This is a genomic window from Mesorhizobium album (assembly GCF_033977205.1).
GTDB classification, from domain to species: Bacteria; Pseudomonadota; Alphaproteobacteria; order Rhizobiales; family Rhizobiaceae; genus Mesorhizobium; species Mesorhizobium album.
The window spans coordinates 40294-59758 of record NZ_JAVIIW010000043.1; the positions used below are offsets into that span (position 1 = coordinate 40294).

At 58.4% G+C, this 19465-nt stretch carries 13 protein-coding genes and 4 pseudogenes; 11 read left to right on the forward strand and 6 right to left on the reverse strand.

Going from position 1 to position 19465, the window contains the following annotated elements:
* Positions 1–5 precede the first annotated feature (5 nt).
* From nodU to RFN28_RS27315, 5 genes are read right to left on the reverse strand one after another with little or no spacing between them, the layout of a single operon-like run.
* Positions 6–1718, reverse strand: a complete 1713-nt coding sequence (nodU, locus tag RFN28_RS27295; protein ID WP_320223258.1) for a nodulation protein NodU — start codon at positions 1716–1718, stop codon at positions 6–8.
* A 13-nt stretch (positions 1719–1731) separates the two neighbouring features.
* A complete protein-coding gene (gene nodS / locus RFN28_RS27300; RefSeq protein ID WP_320216518.1) occupies positions 1732–2385 on the reverse strand; it encodes a nodulation methyltransferase NodS in 654 nt (217 codons plus the stop codon).
* Positions 2386–2388: 3 nt separating this feature from the next.
* A complete protein-coding gene (gene nodC / locus RFN28_RS27305; protein WP_320223259.1) occupies positions 2389–3732 on the reverse strand; it encodes a chitooligosaccharide synthase NodC in 1344 nt (447 codons plus the stop codon).
* A 16-nt stretch (positions 3733–3748) separates the two neighbouring features.
* Positions 3749–4408, reverse strand: a complete 660-nt coding sequence (nodB, locus tag RFN28_RS27310; protein WP_320216520.1) for a chitooligosaccharide deacetylase NodB — start codon at positions 4406–4408, stop codon at positions 3749–3751.
* Positions 4405–4995, reverse strand: coding sequence for a NodA family N-acyltransferase (locus RFN28_RS27315; RefSeq protein WP_320216521.1), 591 nt, complete (start codon positions 4993–4995; stop codon positions 4405–4407). Before RFN28_RS27315 ends, nodB (RFN28_RS27310) begins: the two co-directional genes overlap by 4 nt.
* A 1081-nt stretch (positions 4996–6076) precedes the next feature.
* Between RFN28_RS27315 and RFN28_RS34950 the strand changes: the two are divergent.
* The 9 genes and pseudogenes from RFN28_RS34950 to RFN28_RS27355 form a co-directional block, all read left to right on the forward strand.
* Positions 6077–6241, forward strand: a pseudogene (locus RFN28_RS34950) (hypothetical protein); the annotation flags it as partial.
* A 15-nt stretch (positions 6242–6256) separates the two neighbouring features.
* Positions 6257–6917, forward strand: a pseudogene (gene nodB / locus RFN28_RS27320) (chitooligosaccharide deacetylase NodB).
* A gap of 77 nt (positions 6918–6994) precedes the next feature.
* Entirely contained in the window at positions 6995–7867 is an 873-nt protein-coding gene (locus RFN28_RS27325) for an ISAs1 family transposase (RefSeq protein WP_320223260.1), read from the forward strand.
* A gap of 236 nt (positions 7868–8103) precedes the next feature.
* Complete coding sequence (locus tag RFN28_RS27330; RefSeq protein WP_320216524.1) at positions 8104–9015, forward strand: LysR family transcriptional regulator; 912 nt, start codon at positions 8104–8106, stop codon at positions 9013–9015.
* Positions 9016–9735: 720 nt separating this feature from the next.
* Positions 9736–9984: an acyl carrier protein gene (locus RFN28_RS27335; RefSeq protein ID WP_320216525.1), complete on the forward strand. Its 249-nt coding sequence runs from the start codon at positions 9736–9738 to the stop codon at positions 9982–9984.
* A gap of 2 nt (positions 9985–9986) precedes the next feature.
* The gene (locus RFN28_RS27340; RefSeq protein WP_320223261.1) at positions 9987–11195 is read left to right on the forward strand and encodes a beta-ketoacyl-[acyl-carrier-protein] synthase family protein; all 1209 of its coding nucleotides are present in this window, start codon (positions 9987–9989) and stop codon (positions 11193–11195) included.
* A gap of 620 nt (positions 11196–11815) precedes the next feature.
* A complete protein-coding gene (locus tag RFN28_RS27345) occupies positions 11816–11980 on the forward strand; it encodes a hypothetical protein (RefSeq protein ID WP_320236793.1) in 165 nt (54 codons plus the stop codon).
* Between the two features lie 276 nt (positions 11981–12256).
* Positions 12257–13990 carry a type I secretion system permease/ATPase gene (locus tag RFN28_RS27350; protein WP_320223266.1) on the forward strand — a complete coding sequence of 578 codons (1734 nt, stop codon included), beginning with the start codon at positions 12257–12259 and terminating at the stop codon, positions 13988–13990.
* 31 nt (positions 13991–14021) lie between these two features.
* A complete protein-coding gene (locus tag RFN28_RS27355; protein WP_320223262.1) occupies positions 14022–15335 on the forward strand; it encodes an HlyD family type I secretion periplasmic adaptor subunit in 1314 nt (437 codons plus the stop codon).
* Positions 15336–15644: 309 nt separating this feature from the next.
* Here RFN28_RS27355 and RFN28_RS27360 read toward each other — a convergent pair.
* Positions 15645–16582: pseudogene (locus tag RFN28_RS27360) on the reverse strand (IS110 family RNA-guided transposase).
* 217 nt (positions 16583–16799) lie between these two features.
* Between RFN28_RS27360 and RFN28_RS27365 the strand changes: the two are divergent.
* Together RFN28_RS27365 and RFN28_RS27370 are read left to right on the forward strand one after the other, a co-directional pair.
* Positions 16800–16907: pseudogene (locus RFN28_RS27365) on the forward strand (IS110 family transposase); the annotation flags it as partial.
* Between the two features lie 1013 nt (positions 16908–17920).
* On the forward strand, positions 17921–19465 hold a 1545-nt coding region (locus RFN28_RS27370; protein ID WP_320290258.1), incomplete at its 3' end, for a hypothetical protein.

A 19465-nucleotide genomic window follows, 5' to 3' on the forward strand; every position in this document is an offset into this window, starting at 1 on the left:
CGCACTCAAACCAGCGTAAGGGCGCCGTCGACCGGCGATAGTTCAGTTTCGGGAATTTTGGTCAACAGCACACCATCGGACCATATGTGTTCAATTTGTCCCCAGCGGCAGGCTGCGGCGGCACCCGGGAAGAACCCACGTCCATGATGGTTGGCACTCGTATTGCAAAGCAGCGGAATGCCTGTGAGTTTTTCATATTCGATGAGTAGCTCGGCCACCTTGTGCTCAGAGGTTCTGGAAATGGTCTGCAGTCGCGCAGAACCGTCGAGATGCACGACAGCGGGGACTTTGTCCCGCCATTCCGCCCGTGTCTGATGGTCGAACAACATGTAAGGATCTGGCGTTCCGGGGCTGAATATTTCCGGCGCGCGGTCCTCAAGGCAGATCGGCGCCACGGGGCGGAAGTGTTCGCGAAGTTTGACGTCGTTGAGATAATCCTTCATTTCGGGCGAAGTCGCGGCCGCGAGAATGCTTCTGCCACCCAGTGCCCGTGGTCCGAGCTCGGCGCGCCCTGTAAGGAAAATGACGGGCTTATTGCTGGCGAGAATGGAAGCGAGTTTTCGCATACTGCACGGTTCGGAGTTCCATCCCGAAGGCAGTTGGCCATCTAGCAGGGCCGGGCCGCTGTAAACCGACCAATCCAGAGGAACGAAGCCATCTTGCACAACCATTGCGCTGCAAGCGGCACCGATTGCCGAGCCGCTGTCATTCGGAAATGGCGGCACCCAGACAGCATCGAAGAGACCCGCCTCGCGTAAGGCACTGTTCCATTTAATATTGAGACCGCAGCCGCCGGCGATGCACAAATTTCGCGCCCCAGAAAGATGTGCGTGCCGCTCCACAGCGGTCGCCATTTCGCTGACAAGGAGACGCTCGAGAAAAAGATGAAAGGATGCAAGCACATCTTCGGGTGCCTGATCCCTCAATCGGAGCGCACTGGCTTCGAAGAAGTCATGTACGCGCGCAAGCAAGGGCTCCGCGCTGTTGATATCCGCACGGTAATGGCTGGCTAGCTCTGTGTCGCCCGCAAAGCGCTCCTGGTAGAGTTCCTGAAACACTGCCACGATGTCTTCATCGACCGACCCGAGTGCGATGTAGGCCATCAGCTTGCCGGCAACACCTAGATCCCAGTCGCCGCGACCCGCCCGCTTATAAGGCCCGAAGTGATGGCCCGCAGCTGCGTAAACATGGCCTATCACTGGGAATAGGCATTCTAGGAACCGGGCGCCGCGGCGTTCTACATAATAGAGGCGTGGAAAGATGCACCCGTCCCAGACCAAGCAGAATGCGGGCTGTTCGGTTTTGGCGAAAGGGCTGGTGCAGTACGCCGAGGTCACATGGCCGGTAACATGCGGGTAGCTTCTATAAGAGAAAAGCCGGCCACCGAGCATCAGGCCGGAGCCGTCGAGCGAAGTGAGGAGGCCCTCGGCATGGCGTTCGACGTAGGGGCCCCCTTTGAGAGTGATCGGACCCGCCCCGCTAAGGACCTGGAACTGCGACTCCAAATCACCGTCCCAGCCGTCGATAACGAACTGATCTACGTCCCGCGGATCCAGACCGTGCTCCGCCAAGGCGGAGACAACTGACTCCAGATGGTCGATGGCTTGATATCGTCGGTTATTGTCCCGCTTCTCCTGTTCAAGGCAAAAGACGAGTTGTCCGTCCTCGACAAGGGCGACCGCCCCGTCATGCGTCAGCTTGATACCACAAATGCGCATAATGCTTCCTCGTCTAACGCAGGCAATTCGATAGATCCGGAGGCCGAACCGGACTCCGAAAACGGGCGAGCAAGCAGTCTTGGCTAGGGGTGTCACCCTGGCACTGCAGATGATCGACAGCGATCAACGTCTCGTTCAGCATTGCCATGACAGTCTCGGCACCAGCGGCGTGACCCCAGCGCCGGCAAGTGGCATCACGCGCCGATCCGAATACCAGGTGTCCCCCTGGCGCAAGCATCCGCGCAAGGTTGCGGATGGCAGCGCGCATCTCGGCTATGCCGTTGAGGTAATAAAGAACCTCCGCCACGACGATCAGATCGAACGGCTCCTCAGTCGAGAACTGTTGAACATCGGAGACTACCCAGGTGATGTGCGGTAGCTCCTTCATCCGTCTGCGCGTTCGATCAATCGCGCGCGGCACGACATCGATTACTGTAAGCCGTTGGCAATGGGGCGCTAGCCTTTCCGTGAACGCGCCTGCCGCACACCCAACTTCAAGTGCATTTGTGATGGATCCATGCAAAAGCGACAGCCGCAGCATTTGCGTGTGACGCTCCCGCTCGAACGAATTGGCATCGAGCAGCCACGGATCGTCGGCGGCCAATTCCCGATCCAACAATCGATGATTATTGTCCAACTTCAAAATTCGTCTACCTCGATTACGCAACCATCACTCATCGGAAGTCACCAGCACCGAACAGTCCCGCGCAAGATGGCGCATACGATTCGGCACCGCATCTTCCGACAATTTTGTAGTGCTTGATTCAGTGGTCAGGTTCTGGACGGGAGCCTGTTTCCCATCATTGACTGCCACGGTGGCAGCGAAGCTGCGCGACAGCCAATCGCTGTTGCTCAACGTACACAACGCATAGGCTTTCAGGGGGAGCAAGAGAAAGACGTTGATGAATGTGTGGACAGCGAAGCCTATAAATCGAAGTTGGCGAGCACGAAGCGCCACCACGCTGCAGCGAACGATGGTCATGAATACAATCATCAGGATTGTCCACCATGGCACGGTGCCCATCAGTGCGAACTGCACGAGGCCTGTTAGCACCGATACGGCGAGTAGTAGCGGCCCGAGATTCTGTCCCACCACGTCCAATGTTAGAAAGCCGTTGAGGCCCGGTAGCAGATTCAGTGCAAGCCAGGTGTCCCGGAAAGTGCTGCGTGCCCACCGGAGTTGTTGGCGCAGATAAGGCCCTAGGCTATCTGGAACGACTGTTGCCGCGATGGCGTCCGGGATGTACTCAGTTCGAAGGCCTGCTTTCAGCATTAGGATCGTAAGATGGCGATCTTCACCGAAGTCGCTTGGCTTTCCCCGAAATGTTTGGGTCTCATACTGATCCAGCAGCAAAAGGAGTGCGGATCGACGGTACATGGCACACGGGCCGCAGCAGCACATTACGGCGCCGAAGCGAGCCTGCGCTGCGCGTTCCTCGTTGCAAGCCAGCCAGTATTCCATATCGATCAACCGAGTCAGCCAAGTGTCGCTCCGGTTGCTGGCTGTCAACTGACCCATGGCTGCGCCGATCCCGGGATCTTGCATCTTCAGCGCAAGCTTTGTGACGACATCGGACGCTAGCATCGTGTCCGAGTCGACATTGAGCACCAAATCTCCAGATGATCGGCGTATCGCGGCGATCTGTGCCTTGCGCTTTCCGGCATTTTTGGGGAGCAGAATGAAGTTGAAGTTCGGGTGGCCCGCGAAGCTCTGGTGAACGGGCGCAACGGCGTCCCGGTTTCCAGAACCGTCATCAACTACATAGACTTGCAGCCTTCCGGCGTAGTCCTGGTTTGCAATCGACGTGAGGCACTCGAAGAGTGTGCGGGGGTCCTCGTTGTAGCAAGGAATGATGACGTCCACGCTCGGCCAAAGATCGGGACTGGCTAGGTTGTCCGAGACCAATGAAACGCTTGCCGTGCCGGCATAAGCGGCTTGCATGCTCTTATATGTGGTCGAGAGCAGCGCATAACACGAGATGGTGACAGTGCTGACTGTGCCAAGAAGGTCCATGAGATCTTTGGTTCGTTTAGTGTTGTTGGGGGAGCGAGCGCATTACAAAGCCGCGGTCGTGCAATGCTGGAATTATGCGCGAGAGGGCCAGGATGGTTTGGCTTCGCAAGCCGGCGTCACTGCCCGGCTTCATCTCGCTAGGAGGGCACCCGTCGTGCAAGAGCACGATTGCGCCCGGCCGGACGGAGGCCAGCACTGCATCGACGATTGCATTGACACCGGGACTAGACCAGTCTTGCGGATCTGCCGACCAGTGGACAGCCGACAGCCCAATACTGGCCGCAGAGGCGATCACTTGTTCGGTCCAGATGCCATAAGGAGCGCGCATGTACCGCACCGAGGCCCCAGGGCAGGCCGCTTTGATGGCTCTGTTCGCCTCGAAGATCTCACGCTGCACTACGCCGGGTTCGCATTCGGACAGATCAGGGTGGGTCATCGTATGGTTAGCAACCTCGTGCCCTTCCGTGATCATTCGTTGGATTAGTGCTGGCTGGTCTGCCGCGTACGCGCCAATGACGAAGAAAGTCGCTGACACACGGTGTTGCGCCAGCACGTCGAGCACCTTCGGTGTGCAAAACGGATGAGGGCCGTCGTCAAACGTCAAATAAACGCTAGGTTGGCCGGCACTGTTAGCGCACTCGCTGTACACTTCGGACAAGCAGTCGAGGTGGCTCAAAGCTCTGCTCCGTTCCGATCAATCATCTCGCCGGCGGGCCAATCGGTTATCGGACGCCCAACTGGCAAGACAACGACGAGTGCGTCGTCTATGCGCGTGGGCGGTTTGTCGAGAAGCGCGTCTCTAAGGGTGGAGCGCACGCGAACGCCCGACTTGACGACCAGCAGACCGCCTCGCCCCAATCTTGCAACGTGTTTATGCAACGCTGGCCGAACCGTGCCGAAGCCGAATGGAACCGCGAGTTCCTGCAACACGGGAAGCACGACGCGGAATGAACTGCTGATTCCGAGCCCCTCGAGATCCCGACGAATCCCGTACAATCCGAGTTCAGCCACTAGCAGATCAGCCCCATCGATTTTGATGAATCGACGCAGTATGCCCATGTGTGCCGCAATACCGCTCGAGTCATACGCGATCGCACGGAACTCAGGTCTAGCTCCGGCCCAACTTCGGCTGCCTTCGAACGGCTTGGCATTGAAGGCGCCGGTCGGTCCGTAGGTCCTTCGAAAGAATTCGGCGAGTTCGATATGGTCGGAAAGTTGCAACTCGTTTTCCCAGCACAGCTTCCACCGCACCTGAGAGCGCATACAAAGACTCCTTTTTTGATACTTCCCGAGGGCACGCATCGCGCGTTCGACGCCGCGTGATCTGGTGCGAGTTCAGACGCTGCCGTCGGAGATCGCGATACTAGCCAATTGAACTGGCAGAACCTCGTACGACGGGGTTCCAGCGCTGATGGGCTCTCTCAAACTTGCCGTCCTTCCTGAGCCATACCCTTCATTCCGAGTTCCTAATGCAGCACCGCCATCGATTGGTAAAATCGATTGTTTGGATGGTTGATATTCGATCGGTGGATGTTAGGATCTATGCGTTCCAAGGGTCCTGACCGCTCATGATCGGCTGGCCGAAGTTGGTGCTGTGCGCCGTCGCGGTCAGGTTCCCCCGCAGCCAATAGGACTGCGCGCGAAGAGCAGATTTGATCGAGACCGCGTTGAACCGGCGGTGGAAATCGACACGCTCAGCCCCGCCACCGAGGGCATGGCCACGATGCCGATGGCACTGTGCGTTGTGCTCGCGAATCCATGCCTCGCCCGCCGAAAATGCGACAGGAGGCTTCCAGTGCCGGGGCCGCAGGAGCGACCGTTGTGGTCCCATGAGGAGGCGGAACACGAGTTCCTGCTCTCCGTGACACGCCGTGACCTGGGTTTTGCCGGGGTGGTCGAGCACTGAGCGGTTATGCGGTGGAAGCTAGACTAAGACTTCTCAACCGATCCGCGTCTCTGCCGTGAAAGGCACCGGGTCGACCCGCTATCGCGCAAGCCCAGGAGCGCGCAAGAATAGTGAGCCGCCGATGTTTACGCTCGCGCCGGAATACGTCTCGGAGAACTGCCGACCGCCGTGCGAGGCGAGGTTTACTGGACCCCGGGCGTGGTATCAATACGGATGGGATTTATCCAATCAATCAATTTGACTGATTTGTTTGAGTCCTGCATTCATGATCGGACATCAACGCAAATTGAGCGAGGTACAAACCGGGGCCTGGGAAAAAAGCGGCTCTTAAGAGCCCTTACCAAATCACATCAACACTGACATGTACCAGATTGCTTTGCCATTTCACTAAGTTTGGCGCCTTCGACCCACTTGTGACCGAAGTATAATCGCACCCCCATGCAGGCACGCCTGGAACAAGATGGCGCTCAATTCGACGTCGGGGTCAACCCTTCACAATGCGCTACCCGATTTGCCCCAAAGCGCACGGAAAACGCAGCTGTCGCTGTTACACAGGTTGAATGTTCAACGTCCGATTGGCCGGCCGGAGCGACAATCGACCGGAACGGACCAGAGCCAATGATACATTCCGACTGGTTATGGGACCTGCGCAGTGAGTGCGACGACTGCATCGGCCGCCGCAGTATATATTTGACTTTTGACGACGGTCCTCACCCGCTTTGTACACCGCAGATCTTGAATCTGCTCGCGGAACATCGGGTCCCGGCGACGTTCTTCGTCATTGGCGCCTATGCCTTGGGCCAGCCGGAGCTAATTCAAAGAATGGTCGCGGAAGGGCACGAGGTAGGCAACCACACGATGACTCATCCGGACCTGTCTAGATGCGGGTTCGACGAGGTGCAGCGTGAAATATTTGACGCTAATGCGGCTATTATGATGGCTTGCCCTCAAGCGTCAGTTCGGCACTTGCGCGCGCCATACGGGAACTGGACCGAAGAGGTCTTTGCCGCGTCCGCCATCGCTGAACTGGCAGCTATCAAATGGTCGGTTGATCCGCGCGACTGGTCTCGCCCCGGGGTGGACACGATCGTCGATGCAGTCCTGGAATCGGCCAAGCCCGGGGGCAATCGTCCGCTTGCATGATGGGTTTCCTCCCGACGAGTTGCTAGCCGTATCTGGTGCAGGTCTGCGCGATCAGACCGTCACGGCGGTATCCCGTCTAATCCCAGCTTTACTTGAGCGCGGATTTCAAATCCGCTCGCTTCCGCATTTTGATTGAAACGCACCGCTGGCTAACTCCGCGCTTTGACCGCTGCTATCTACGAGGGCATTTGCGGCGGATGGCCGACCATCCTCATGAACCGCATCAATCCTGCGCTGTTTGTCGATGCGTTCACCGCTTGGATGCGCCAGACATCGCCGGACAAGCCCGACTTCGTGGCCACCTCGCGCCGCAGCCATGACCGCAGTGCCGACAAGGCTCCGCTGCATCTAGTCTCCGCCTTCGCCGCGACGTCTCGGCTGGTGCCCGGCCAGGGGGCGGTGCCCGACAAGAGCGGCGAGACCACCGCACTTGCGGCACATCTGGAGCGTCTGGGCGCAAATGACGGCCTCAAGGGAGCGATCGTCTCCATCGATGCCATCGCTACCAACGCAACGATCGCCACGGCAATCCGCAATGTCGGCGCCGACTATCTGCTCGCCATCAATGCTAACCAGCCCACCTTGTGCGCTGAGGTCGAAGCCTGCTTTGCTGATGCACCTGCCGCTGAACTCGACCGCGTCACCGACATCGAGGAACGGCGCGTCACCGTCTCTTGCGAGGCCGACTGGCTGGCGGGCTCGCGCCGCTTTCCCGACGAACTGCGCTTGCCCGAGGCCAAAACCATCATCCGCGTGAAAAACCGCACCGAACTTAAGGATCGCTGCCGCCACGACCAGATAATTCATGTCTTCAGCACGGCTCGGCGCCGAGCAGGCCGCCTCGGCCGTGCGTGGTGGTCACTGGCTGATCGAGAACGCCCTGCACTGGACCCTCGACGTCGTCTTCAACGACGATCAATCGCGGCTCCGAAAGGCCATGGCGCACACAACAGCGCCGTGGTTCGCCACTTCGCCCTCAATCTGGTCAGAGCCCTCTCCGACAAGCGATCAATCAAGCGCCGACGAAAAGTCGCAGGATGGAACGCCGACTATCTCGCCTCAATCATCGGAGAACTCGCTCGTTAACCTGGATTCAAAGCCCTTTGCTCAAAGACGTGCCGTCCCGATCCTGACGCGGCCGCTGGGGCGCTGGACTCTTGCAGCACATCTCGGGCGAGAGCTAATGAGCTCCCGGGCGGTCGGCTGCTTCATTTTGCCTCCCCGATTTGCATTTAAAGACACTTTTCAAATGTGGCGTCTCGTGACATTGGTGAAATCTATTGGTTGGATGACATCCATCCATGCGCTAGATTGGAATTGAAATGCGGTTTAAAGGCCTTGATCTGAATCTCCTCGTCGCGCTCGACGCTTTGATGATTGAGCGTAACCTCACAGCGGCGGCTCGCAGTATCCACCTTAGCCAACCAGCCATGAGCGCGGCTGTCGCCCGGCTGCGCGGCTATTTTGGTGATGAGCTTTTTACAATGAAAGGCCGTGAACTCATCCCGACACCGCGAGCCGAGGCGCTCGCCTCGCCGGTCCGCGAGGCGCTGCTGCATATACAGCTCTCGGTTATTTCCTGGGAGGAATTTAATCCGCGGAAATCCGATCGCTGTTTTAGGGTCATCCTTTCCGATTACATGACGATCGTTTTCTTTCAGGGGGTCATTGACCGTGTTGCGCGAGAAGCCCCTTTCGTCAGCTTCGAACTCCTGCCTCTCGCTGACGATATGGAAGAAATTTTCCGGCGCGGTGACGCCGATTTTCTGATACTCCCTGAAATGTTCCTGTTAAGCGCGCATCCAAAAGCGAAGCTTTTCGACGATACACTCGCCTGTGTGGGCTGTCGGACAAACAAGGAACTGTCGAGAAAGCTCACGTTCGAAAAATATATGTCAATGGGTCACGTAATGGCCAGATTTGGACGTTCGCTCAAGCCATCCATTGACGAGTGGTTTTTGATCGAGCATGGCCTCAAGAGGCGGGCCGAGGTGGTCGTGCAGGGGTTCAGCATGATCCCTCTGATGCTACCGGGCACCAGTCGCATTGGGACCATGCCCTTGAGGCTGGTTGAGCATTTCGCAAAAACACTACCGCTGCGCGTCGTCGAACTTCCGCTCTCGTTGCCGGTGTTCACTCTGGCGATGCAGTGGCCTGCGCTTCAGAATGGCGATCCGGCAAGCATCTGGATGCGGAAGATTTTGTTGGAGGAGGCATCTCGCCTGGTGCCATAGCCGAAGGCTGCGGTATGATTTGCACAACTTTGGATCTGCTCAGCGTTTCGGCGGTGTGCTTTGCGGCGAGTGGCCGCCTGTCATCTCCGCCAGGAGGCGCAACTGGACACTCCGGTTCCCTGCCCGGCGCGGGCCGCAGATCAATACGAGCCAGCCGTTTCGCTGGCGTAAGAGCCCTCCCGCCGAATGGAGCCAGTCCTGCTGCCGTTGCTGCCTGTGAGGCCAGCGACGAGCAGATCGGGGAACTGCCGTCGGCACGCCTGCCGGCGCGGGATGGCCGGAATCGAGATCGAGCTGGTTGGTCGCTGTGCATTCGGGTCGACCGCGACGTCGATAAGGGTACGTTGAGCCGGGTGCAAAGGCGGCTCAAGCGAAAGCGCAATATGACTGCGTGTACCCGGATCGACTAGCGATACTATTTCCGGCGTCCTGAAATTCTAGCACATCACTATGTACAGGAAAAATGCGATTTGTGAACGACGCCCTTCAAAATGAGTATTCCGGTGATGCTGGGCGGCTATTCCAACCCGACGCCGGTCGCAAACAAATAGTTCGGAGTCCGCCTCTGGGCTATAGGCACACCATCCATTGCTTGAATGATTCTTATCCAAAATATCAATTTCCCCAATAGCGCGAAATTTTGCATCACAACAATGCTGATCGGTGAATCTTTCGCGTCACCGAGATTCATGGTCGGCCGCCAGACGGGAGGTGAAAGGCATGACTAACCAGCTTACGGCCGAAATCCTGGCGGAGATCTGCAAGCACGCTGAACCGGATGGGAATCCGATCACTCTTGAGACGAAGCTGACTGATTTGGGCATCCATCCGCTGGAAATGGCGGACATCCTGTTTGATCTTGAGACGAAATACGGGATCCAGATCGAAACGGACATTACTGAGGCCTGGAGCGATTTGCAGAACGTGGGCAGCGTGGTCGAAGCCGTCCGTGCGCTTAATGAGCACTGACAATGAACAAGCGCGTTGTTATCACCGGCATAGGCGGGATTTGTGGGCTCGGCAGCTGTGCTGCCGATATTTGGGCCGCCATGTGCGACGGCCGTTCAGCAATCGGCGTGTTGAGCGGTCCCTCGCTGCACGACATCACCGCGCGCACGGGATGCGCCATCCGCAATCTTCCTCAGCATCAGATCGAGCGTAAGCAAGTTCTTTCGATGGATCGGTTCAGCGTGCTTGCAGTGCTTGCCGCTCGCGAAGCAGTCCAGCAAGCAGGGCTGACCGCGTCTGACAAAAACCGCTATCGCCTGGGTGCGACGGTTGGTGTGGGCGTCTGCGGATGGGAGGCGATTGAGCAAGATTACCGGTCTATGCTGCTCCACGGCAGAAAGAGGACCGGGGCCTTCACCGCGCCCAAGGTCATGCCGGGCGCCGCTGCTGGACATGTCAGCATGGACCTTGGACTGCGCGGTCCCGTCTACGGCGTCACTTCGGCTTGTTCCTCCTCTAACCATGCCATTGCCTCCGCCGTCGACCAGATTAGGTGGGGCCGCGCTGATGTGATGGTGGCAGGTGGCGCCGATGCGCCATTGGTTTGGGGAGTAGTGAAATCGTGGGAGGCTATGCGAGTGCTATCGCCCGACACTTGCCGGCCTTTTTCCGCGAACAGGCAGGGCGCTGTTCTCGGCGAAGGCGCAGGCATGATAGTCTTGGAAAGTTACGACCATGCCCGCGCTAGAGGCGCTGAAATATTGGCGGAATTGGCCGGTGCGGGCCTTTCGGCCGACGCTTTCGACATCGCGGCACAGACCATTGAGGGTCCCGAGGCGGCGATCCGCGCTTGTCTAGCCGACGCGGGTCTGGTCCCGGAGGAGGTCGATTACCTGAACGCTCACGGCACCGGCACTAAGCCAAACGATCAGATCGAGACCGCAGCAATCAAGCGAGCGTTCGGCGACCACGCCTATCGAATGTCGGTATCCTCTACCAAATCGATGCATGCCCACTGCCTCGGGGCCTCGGGTGCACTGGAGCTGATCGCCTGCGTGATGGCAATTCGGCATGGGATCGTACCGCCTACCGCCAACTATGACCAACCAGATCCAGATTGCGATCTAGACGTTACCCCCAACGTGGCGCGGGAGCGGAAAGTCAAGGTGACGCTTTCCAATAGTTTTGCGTTCGCGGGCACCAATGCGGTGTTGGCTATCAAGGCGGCGTGATTGTTTGGATCAGTGACGATATTGGTTGCGGCCAATCGTGAAGTGAGTCGTCGTCGCTGCCTTGATCTTGGAGCAAACCAGGAACTCTCGGCAGCGGTCAAGAAATAGCCCTGGAGAGCAGATCCGGGAAAAGTGCTTTGTGCTTCCTGGATTGCGAATGGGCTTATCAGCTCAGGCAACTCGGTCGGGTGTCCGCATGGATGCCCGGCCGATTTCTTGCGCGGTATCGATCAACGACGCCTCGCGCAGGAATCATGAAAGTGCAAACAAGTGGGTATTGCTAAGTGACGTAGTCCAGGGCTGAAAGCGGGCGGCTGCTTTCGGGGCAAAGCTCATCACAAGCTGCCGTTCCGTTGTGTCCCACGGGGCAGCGGGGCGTAGAGCCAATCCAGCTTCGAGGGTGTGATGCGGCGCGCTACCCGGAGGACATCCAGAAAGTGAATGCATTCTATCCAATCAATCGATTTTACAAATTCGTGCAGCGACACAAGAGTGCTATGAAATCAATCGTGAGGAGTATATGCGGTGGCAACGCCTATCGAAGCTGGGCCCGCAGCCAATACCCCGTACGGCAGTAGCGGTGACTGCTTAATCTTAGATTTCTCCAAGGTAATGCTCGGATCGACGGCCGTGCTGGCAAAGACTCCATCTCGGCCGGCGGGGGCATCGACCGAGCCTTCGGCGGCGCGGACAACGACAAAGTCTTCGGCGGAGAGGGCTTAATTATCATTTCGGCGACGGTCGAAATGAACTTCGCATGGAGGATGACGACCGAGCGCTGTTAACAGTGTAGCAGACATTGAGGCGCTGCATCTGACTGGGTCTGACTTCACCTTCGTCTCATCCAAGACGCCAGGACTGAGCATTCCCGCGCTGAGCAGTCGCCGTGTGTCAGGAGTTGGTGTCGCCGGTGACGTAGGCCGGTTTTGCGGGCCCAAAAAGTGGCAGATCCCAGCCCCGACGGTGCTTATGAACGAAGGCCTTTCCTAGGGGGTCCCTTCTTGAAAATTTCAGCGAACAAAGAGCAGTCCTCCTCGAGGCCTTTCGCCCTAACGGCCACCATTTGGGCAATTTTCTCAATCAGTGGCGTGATCAACTTGCTTGCGCTGACTTCGCCTCTGTTCATGCTGCAGGTGTATGACCGCGTTCTGGCGAGCGGCAGCGTACCGACGTTGCTGGGTCTCGTCGTGCTTACTGCGGGACTTTATGCATTCCAATCCCTGCTCGACATTCTGCGCGCACGCGTACTGCTGCGGATCGGCGAGCGTTTCGACGGGGAGTTTTCCGGACGCGTTCATGAGGCAATTGTTCGCTTGCCCCTTTTAACACGCAGACCGGGCGATGGCTTGCAGCCGCTTCGCGACCTCGACAACGTTCGCGGGTTTCTAGCCGGAAACGGCCCCGCGGCGTTCTTCGATCTGCCATGGATGCCGCTTTATCTCAGCATTTGCTTCCTTTTTCACTTCTGGATCGGCATGACTGCGCTTGTCGGGGCGGTCCTCCTCGTTTCCCTAACGGCTCTAACTAACGCATGCTCCCGGCGGGCCACACGTGATGCAGTCAACCACAACATGGTCCGCAACGGCCTACTGGAAGCAGCGCGCCGCAATGCCGAGGTCATAGAGGCTCTGGGCCTTGGAAGTCGGATCGCTGCCCGATGGCATAAGGTGAATGCCAAATATCTTGCTGCCAATCGTAAGGCCGGAGATGTGGCAGCTGGGCTCGGCGGGATTTCAAAGTCGCTACGCATGATGCTGCAATCGGCGATCCTCGCCGTTGCCGCCTACCTCGTCATCGCACGTGAAGCTACCGCTGGGGTGATGATTGCCAGCTCCATTATGATGGGCCGGGCCTTGGCTCCAGTCGATTTGGCGATTTCAAGCTGGAAAACTTTGCTTCTGGCGCACCAGAGTTGGGCACGGCTGAAGGACCTCATGGCCAAGATGCCTCAAACCGCTTCGGTCATGCCATTGCCCGCTCCTGAACGCGAACTGCGCGTCGAAGGCGTGATGATCGTGCCACCCGGCGAGAAGAAACCCACTGTGGCAGGCCTTGCGTTTGCCGTTCGAGCGGGAAGCGCACTCGGGGTCATCGGTCCATCGGGTTCTGGCAAGTCAACTCTCGCGCGCGCCATCGTCGGCGCCTGGGGGCCGTCCGCCGGAAAGGTTTGCATCGACGGCGCGAGCCTCGATCAATGGAACCGAGAAGCACTGGGCCGCCATCTCGGTTATTTGCCTCAGGGGGTTGAATTGTTTGACGGAACCATCGGCGAAAACATCTGTCGTTTTGATGACAATCCTGATTCTGAGGCTATCGTGGCTGCGGCAAAAGCAGCGGGTGCACACGAACTGATCCTCAGATTTGAACATGGCTATGAAACTCAGATCGGTGAAGCTGGCTCGGCACTTTCCGCCGGGCAGCGTCAGCGTATCGGTCTTGCCCGAGCTCTTTATCGCGATCCCTTCCTAGTCGTGTTTGATGAACCCAATGCCAACCTTGATGCGGAAGGCGAGATCGCCGTGGTCGAGGCGATCAATTCCGTTCGTGTGCGCAACGGCATTGCCGTTGTCGTCGCACATCGCCCCAGCGCCATCGCCGCCGTCGATTGCATATTGATGCTCGAAGGTGGGCGCCAAAGAGCCTTCGGTCCGCGAGATGAAGTGCTTTCCACTGTCTTGCAGAGAAGAGCAGCGACGCCGCCACGAAGTGAATCCAAGGATGTGTCTGCGACCGATGTTGGGAAGGCATCTGCTCGGGGGATTGCGTCTGCATCCAAGTGCGCTGTGTCCACATAAAGACCTAGGCTGCCCCGATTGGAGGATTGCGATGTCTGAAATTGACGCGAAAGCCGACGCTTCCCGCTCTATTCGCCGAAACTTACTGACGGCACTTTTTTTGAGCATCACCGTTCTCGGAGGAGCGGGAGCCTGGGCTTCAGTGACGAATCTGTCTGGTGCGGTCGTCGCGTCCGGACACTTTGTCGTCGATTCATACGTTAAAAAAGTGCAGCACCCGACCGGTGGGGTGGTGAAAGAAATCCTCGTGCGTGAGGGCAATAGAGTCAAGACAGGCGACGTTGTCATGCGACTTGATGCCACTCAGCCACGCGCCAATCTAGCCATCATCATTAAGCGACTCGATGAGTTGGCATCCCGGCTAGCACGGCTCGAAGCCGAGCGTGACGATCTGGCAGAGATCGTCTGGCCGGAATGGCTGCTCAAGCGGCGAGATATCTCCTCGGCGGCCTCCGCAATACTCGGTGAGCGGAAGTTATTCGAATTTCGCAGGCAATCCCGCGAAGGAGAAAAGTCGCAGCTGGCCGAGCGGATCGCGCAATATAGGCATGAGATCGAGGGCCTCAAAGCGCAGCAGATTGCATTTGAGAAAGGTATTGACATTCTCGGACATGAAATTGCTGCTTTGAGTAGGCTGCGCGAACAAGGCATTGTCTCGGACCAACGCTTAAACAGCCTCAAGTCGCAGGCTGCCACCTTAAGCGGTCAACGTGGTGAAACGGTCGCGAACCAGGCACAGACGGCGGCCCGTATTGCCGAAACTCGTCTGCAAATCCTGCAGATTGATCAAGATCTCAAGACGGAAGTCGGCAAGGAACTCATACAGGTCCCGGCCCAAGTGGAGGAATTCCTAGAACGCAAGGTAGCTGCTGAGGATGAGCTTCGGCGAACCGATATCGTCGCGCCGCACTCAGGAATCATCCAACAGCTTGCTGTCCATACGGTTGGTGGTGTGATCAGACCCGCCGATCCGATCATGCTGATTGTGCCTGATGGCGACGATCTTCTTCTGGAAGTACAGATCTCTCCGAAGGACATCGACCAGATACGCCTTGGTCAACAAGCCGTGTTGCGGATGTCGGCCTTCAACTTGAGAACCACACCGGAGCTGAACGGGTATGTAAGCTGGATAGCGGCCGATCTGACGACGAACGAAAAAAACGGCACTTCTTACTATCTGGTGCGCCTGTCAGTTCCGCGTTTTGAACTGACGAAGATCAAGGATCTGACATTGATCCCAGGCATGCCGGCCGAAGCGATGATCCAGGCGGGCCAGCGGACAGCGCTTTCCTATTTTCTCAAGCCCCTGTCTGATCAGATCAATCGCGCATTCCGCGAAGAATAGAGTTCTGCTTTTGAGGAGGTGAAGTAGGCTGGGCACTCGCTCGGTGCAAGCTTGCGATCACTTGACCTGATGTGGTTGTCTAATCGCAGTTGGGGCGTCAAGCGTGGAGTTTGTTGAAGCGGCACTGCCGGGTGCATGGTTGTCTTCGCGGTCGACATTAGTCGCCGCATGATGGAGCTTCGCGGGACGAGCCTTCAATGTGGACGACGCACTTTGCTGAGACAGCGGTGCAACCCCATCAGCGGAATGGCTCGGCTCACGTCCCGGCAGGGACGCCTCAGGCGTTCAGAGTCTGAACGCTATCCGGTTTTAAGTTGTGGCTCCCGCATTCGGATTAAAGAGCTCACCGGTTTTAAGCATCGTATGCATTATCACCGCCAGTTTGCGCGCCACAGCCACAGCAGCTCTTTTGAAGCCGATCCTCTCCCGCAGTTGAAGTCCCCATGTGCGCAGGGTGCTGTCAGTTGAGCTACGCGTCAGAATGACCGCCGCGGCTTCGTAGAGAAGCCCTCGCAAATGGCGGTCGCCGCGTCGGGATATATGGCCGTCATAATCGACTTCTCCGGATTGGTAGCGGCGCGTCGTCAGGCCGATCCAGGCGCCAACAGATCGGGACTTCTTGAAGTTGCCCGGATCTTCAATGGCAGTGGCGAAAGAGGTCGCGGTGATGGCGCCGATGCCGGGGATCGACATGAGGATGCGGCAAGCCTGGCTTTGGCGGGCATCCGCGACGAGCTGGCGTCCGAGCTCGGCGGCGCGGATGCGAATGCCGCGCCAGGCCTCCAACATCGGCAGCACGATAAGAGCAAGCTCCTTGTTATCGATAAGGAGGCGCCGAACGTTGTTCTCGAACGTGGTTCCCTTACCTGCAGGAACGAGCAAGCCGAACGTTTTCATGATTCCACGAATCTGGTTGGAAAGCTCGGTGGTGATCCGGACCAGCCGGGTGCGTGCCGCCACGAGCGTTCGGGTCAGCATGCTGTCGTATCCTTTCACCCGCACCTCGCGGAAGAAGCCCACCTCTGCAAGCTGCGCCAAACCATCGGCGTCATTCGCATCCGTCTTATTCGCCGCCATATCGAGCGTTCGAACACCACTCGCTTTACAGCTGGCGCCCGCTTGCGGACAAGCTCGGCAATGATGTTGGGATCAGATGCGCACTTCCAGCGCCAGATCCGCTCGCCTTCACGGCGGATCGACACTGCCGTCTCTTTCATCGACACGTCGAGACCGATATATTCTGCCATGGCTGTTCTCCGTTAGATGCCTGGGCCCGGCGTCCAGTCGTGAGCCCGTACCTTCATCTTATCGGGGAACAGCCACCCTCCAAGGCTATGATTGGTTCCAGGGTGCGTCGCTCCCGCGATTACCCCATGTGGACGGCCTCCGCTCCCGGCATCGCAATGTGCCAAAGTGTGGCTGTCGAAAGTCACATAAGGGAAAGCCGTCCATGGAGGCGCGACCGTGAGCTGCCGCAAGCTGCGCCGCGACGATGTCGTTGGATTCTTCAAGGCATTGCCGCCCTGCCTGATCGGAATCGAGGCTTGCGCGACTGGACACCACTGGGCTCGCGGCGAAGACATTGTCCAGCCGCATCAGGAAGCCGGATATACGTCAGCAGTTGTGACCAACGATCCTGATCCTGTTGCAATCGGGCGGGGTCCATATACGTCCATACATGCCACTGAGTTGTCATCCCGTGGCGATTAGAGCCTCGACCGTTTCTGTTACGTCGTGTGGCGTGGGTTGAGCAACCGGCGAAGACGCGGAGCCACCAAATAGCGCAGCGTCGGAGCCGGTTGCGGTGATGGCTACATCCAACGCAACAAATGCTTCGCTATACTCTCCCATGGCTCGCCCTCCGTACGTGCGGGGCGGCCACCGATCTTCGCCTCGGAACACGACGTCTAGCACTGATCTGCTTTGACGGTAGCCACTGAGACTCAACGCCCTGCGTCAGATCGCTCTCTGCTTCTGAAGGAAGCCATTAGCTCGGCTCGGGCCTGATAGGGGGCTTGGTTGATGGGCAGCGCTCCTGTACCAGCCCTATGACCGAGTCGGTGTTGGAGTGCCTGCCGATCGATGATCGATGACGAGGTTGTCGAGGTGCAGCCTGGCTGGCTGCACCCTTTGCCCCGGTCGTCCGACCAGCGCCCTGGTTGCCGTCAAGCACAAAGACGCCGCAATCATAGCCGTTCTGCTGTTGGGTTACGCCGGCCGGCTCCAGGCGGGCTCCCAGCCGTTGTGCGAGCTGTGCCGCGGGCTGGTCGTTGTGGGGTCGGCTCCGTAGCCGTAGCCGTCAAGTCCGCCTGAATGACTAAGCTCGTCTGGGGATCGTGAAACATTATGATGTCACGGACCGGCGCAACTTCTGATTCAGCATCGCTCAGATGATGCTGAGCTCTCATAGCGCGTCAGCTTGTTGTCAGGTCAGCCAAGCTACGCTCCGACTCAGCCGGGCGGCCCAGGTCGCGCAATCGTTTCACGGATCATCTCGCGGCCTATCCGCGGCTTTATGCGCGAACTAAACGTTTCCAGCCGCCAGGGTCGGCTTGAGCTGCTCGGAACAGGCAAAAGAAGATAGCATGGATCCCTTTAACAACGTCAATCCATCCCGCGTCTCAGATCTCGCCCGCACAGACGATGCAGGCTCGCAGCAGCAGACCGACCAGGCGCGTTTTCAGGAGCATCTGAACGCGTTGCCGCCGGGCCAGCATCGGCAAGCTGTTCCAAACAGCCGTCTCGCCAGGCGGCGGACCGGCTCACATGCAGATGCGGTTGGACCGAGCATGCTGCAAGAGGAGGACGCGGAAAGCGGTTCGCACTTGCCCTTTGCTCCACCAGCTCACTCACCTGCGCAGAGTTTTGACCAGGACGAGCTCTTTGCCGCCGCCGATCGCGCCGGGCCGTTTGCGGCTGCAAGTTTCGCTTCGCAGTTCTGGCAGGATGCGGAGCGGGTGGTCCACTCACCGGCGCAAAGTGTCGATCAGCCGCGGAGCCGCGCAGCGATTGGGGTTGGTTACGAGGCTTCGAGTTCCATGCCGCCGCCGCGGGTCAACCTGTCCGCCACGGGCTTTGGAAGCGCACCCGATGTCGTGAACTTCCCTCATGTCGTCGCGGACGCATATCGGCCTGCGGCCAATCAACAGGGCGATTTGACCGGCGCGCGCCATACAATGCCGGCCGCGGCGCCGCACCAGGCTGCCGTCATTCAGCAAACGCGCAGCCGCAAGCGCGGCCGCGAGCACCCGGACGAGGCGCTTTTTGCCGCCTACCGTGCCGAGGCTACAACAAAGGTGAGCAAGAAATCGATCACTGGCGATATAACGGCGCTGCGCAAGTTCAGCACATGGCTTGACGAGAACCATCGGACGCAGATCGCCGGCCGGATTGAGGACCCGGGGTTGGACGCGCTGGTGAAGGACTTCGCGGAGCGCGAGAGCGCGCGTATCAACCCGGCGCTGAAGAGGCTCCGGCAACATTCTGCCGGACAGCCTGTGACGGCTGCTTCGACTGTTCGACCCGGCACGAAGGACGATGAGGAACTCTTCGCCCAATACCGGGCAGAAGCCGGGGCCCGCCTCAAAGCACCAACCTTGGGAGGCGATCTAGCGGCGCTGCGCAAGTTCAGCAAATGGCTTGACGAGAACCACCAGAGCCAAATCCACGGTCGGATTGAGGACGAGCAGTTGGACGGCCTGGCGAAGAACTTCGCGGGCAACGATGCCGCACTATTGAGCGACATCAACGTGGCATTGGGAAGGCTCCGGCAGCATTCTGCCGGACAGACTGTCACAACAGCTAGATCGCGCTCGGTCAGCGAAGACAACCAGGTGATCGAAGATGCATGTCGGGCAGCTGCAAGCAGATACGGAAAAGACACGCTAAATAGCTATCGGAGTCATTTGTGTCGTTTCAACGAGTGGCTCAGTCAGAACTTCGGCAAGGGCATTGCCCAGATTGAACCCGCGGTGCTGAGCCGGGCGGTTGACGAATACAAGAAGAACGCAGGCCCCCGTTTCGGCACAGCCTGGGGCTTTCTGCAGAAATACCGGCAAATGGTCGCAGCCAACAATGCGCTGGGCTTGGCAGCCCATGGGCAAGCGGCCCCGCGCGAGCAGCCAAGCGGC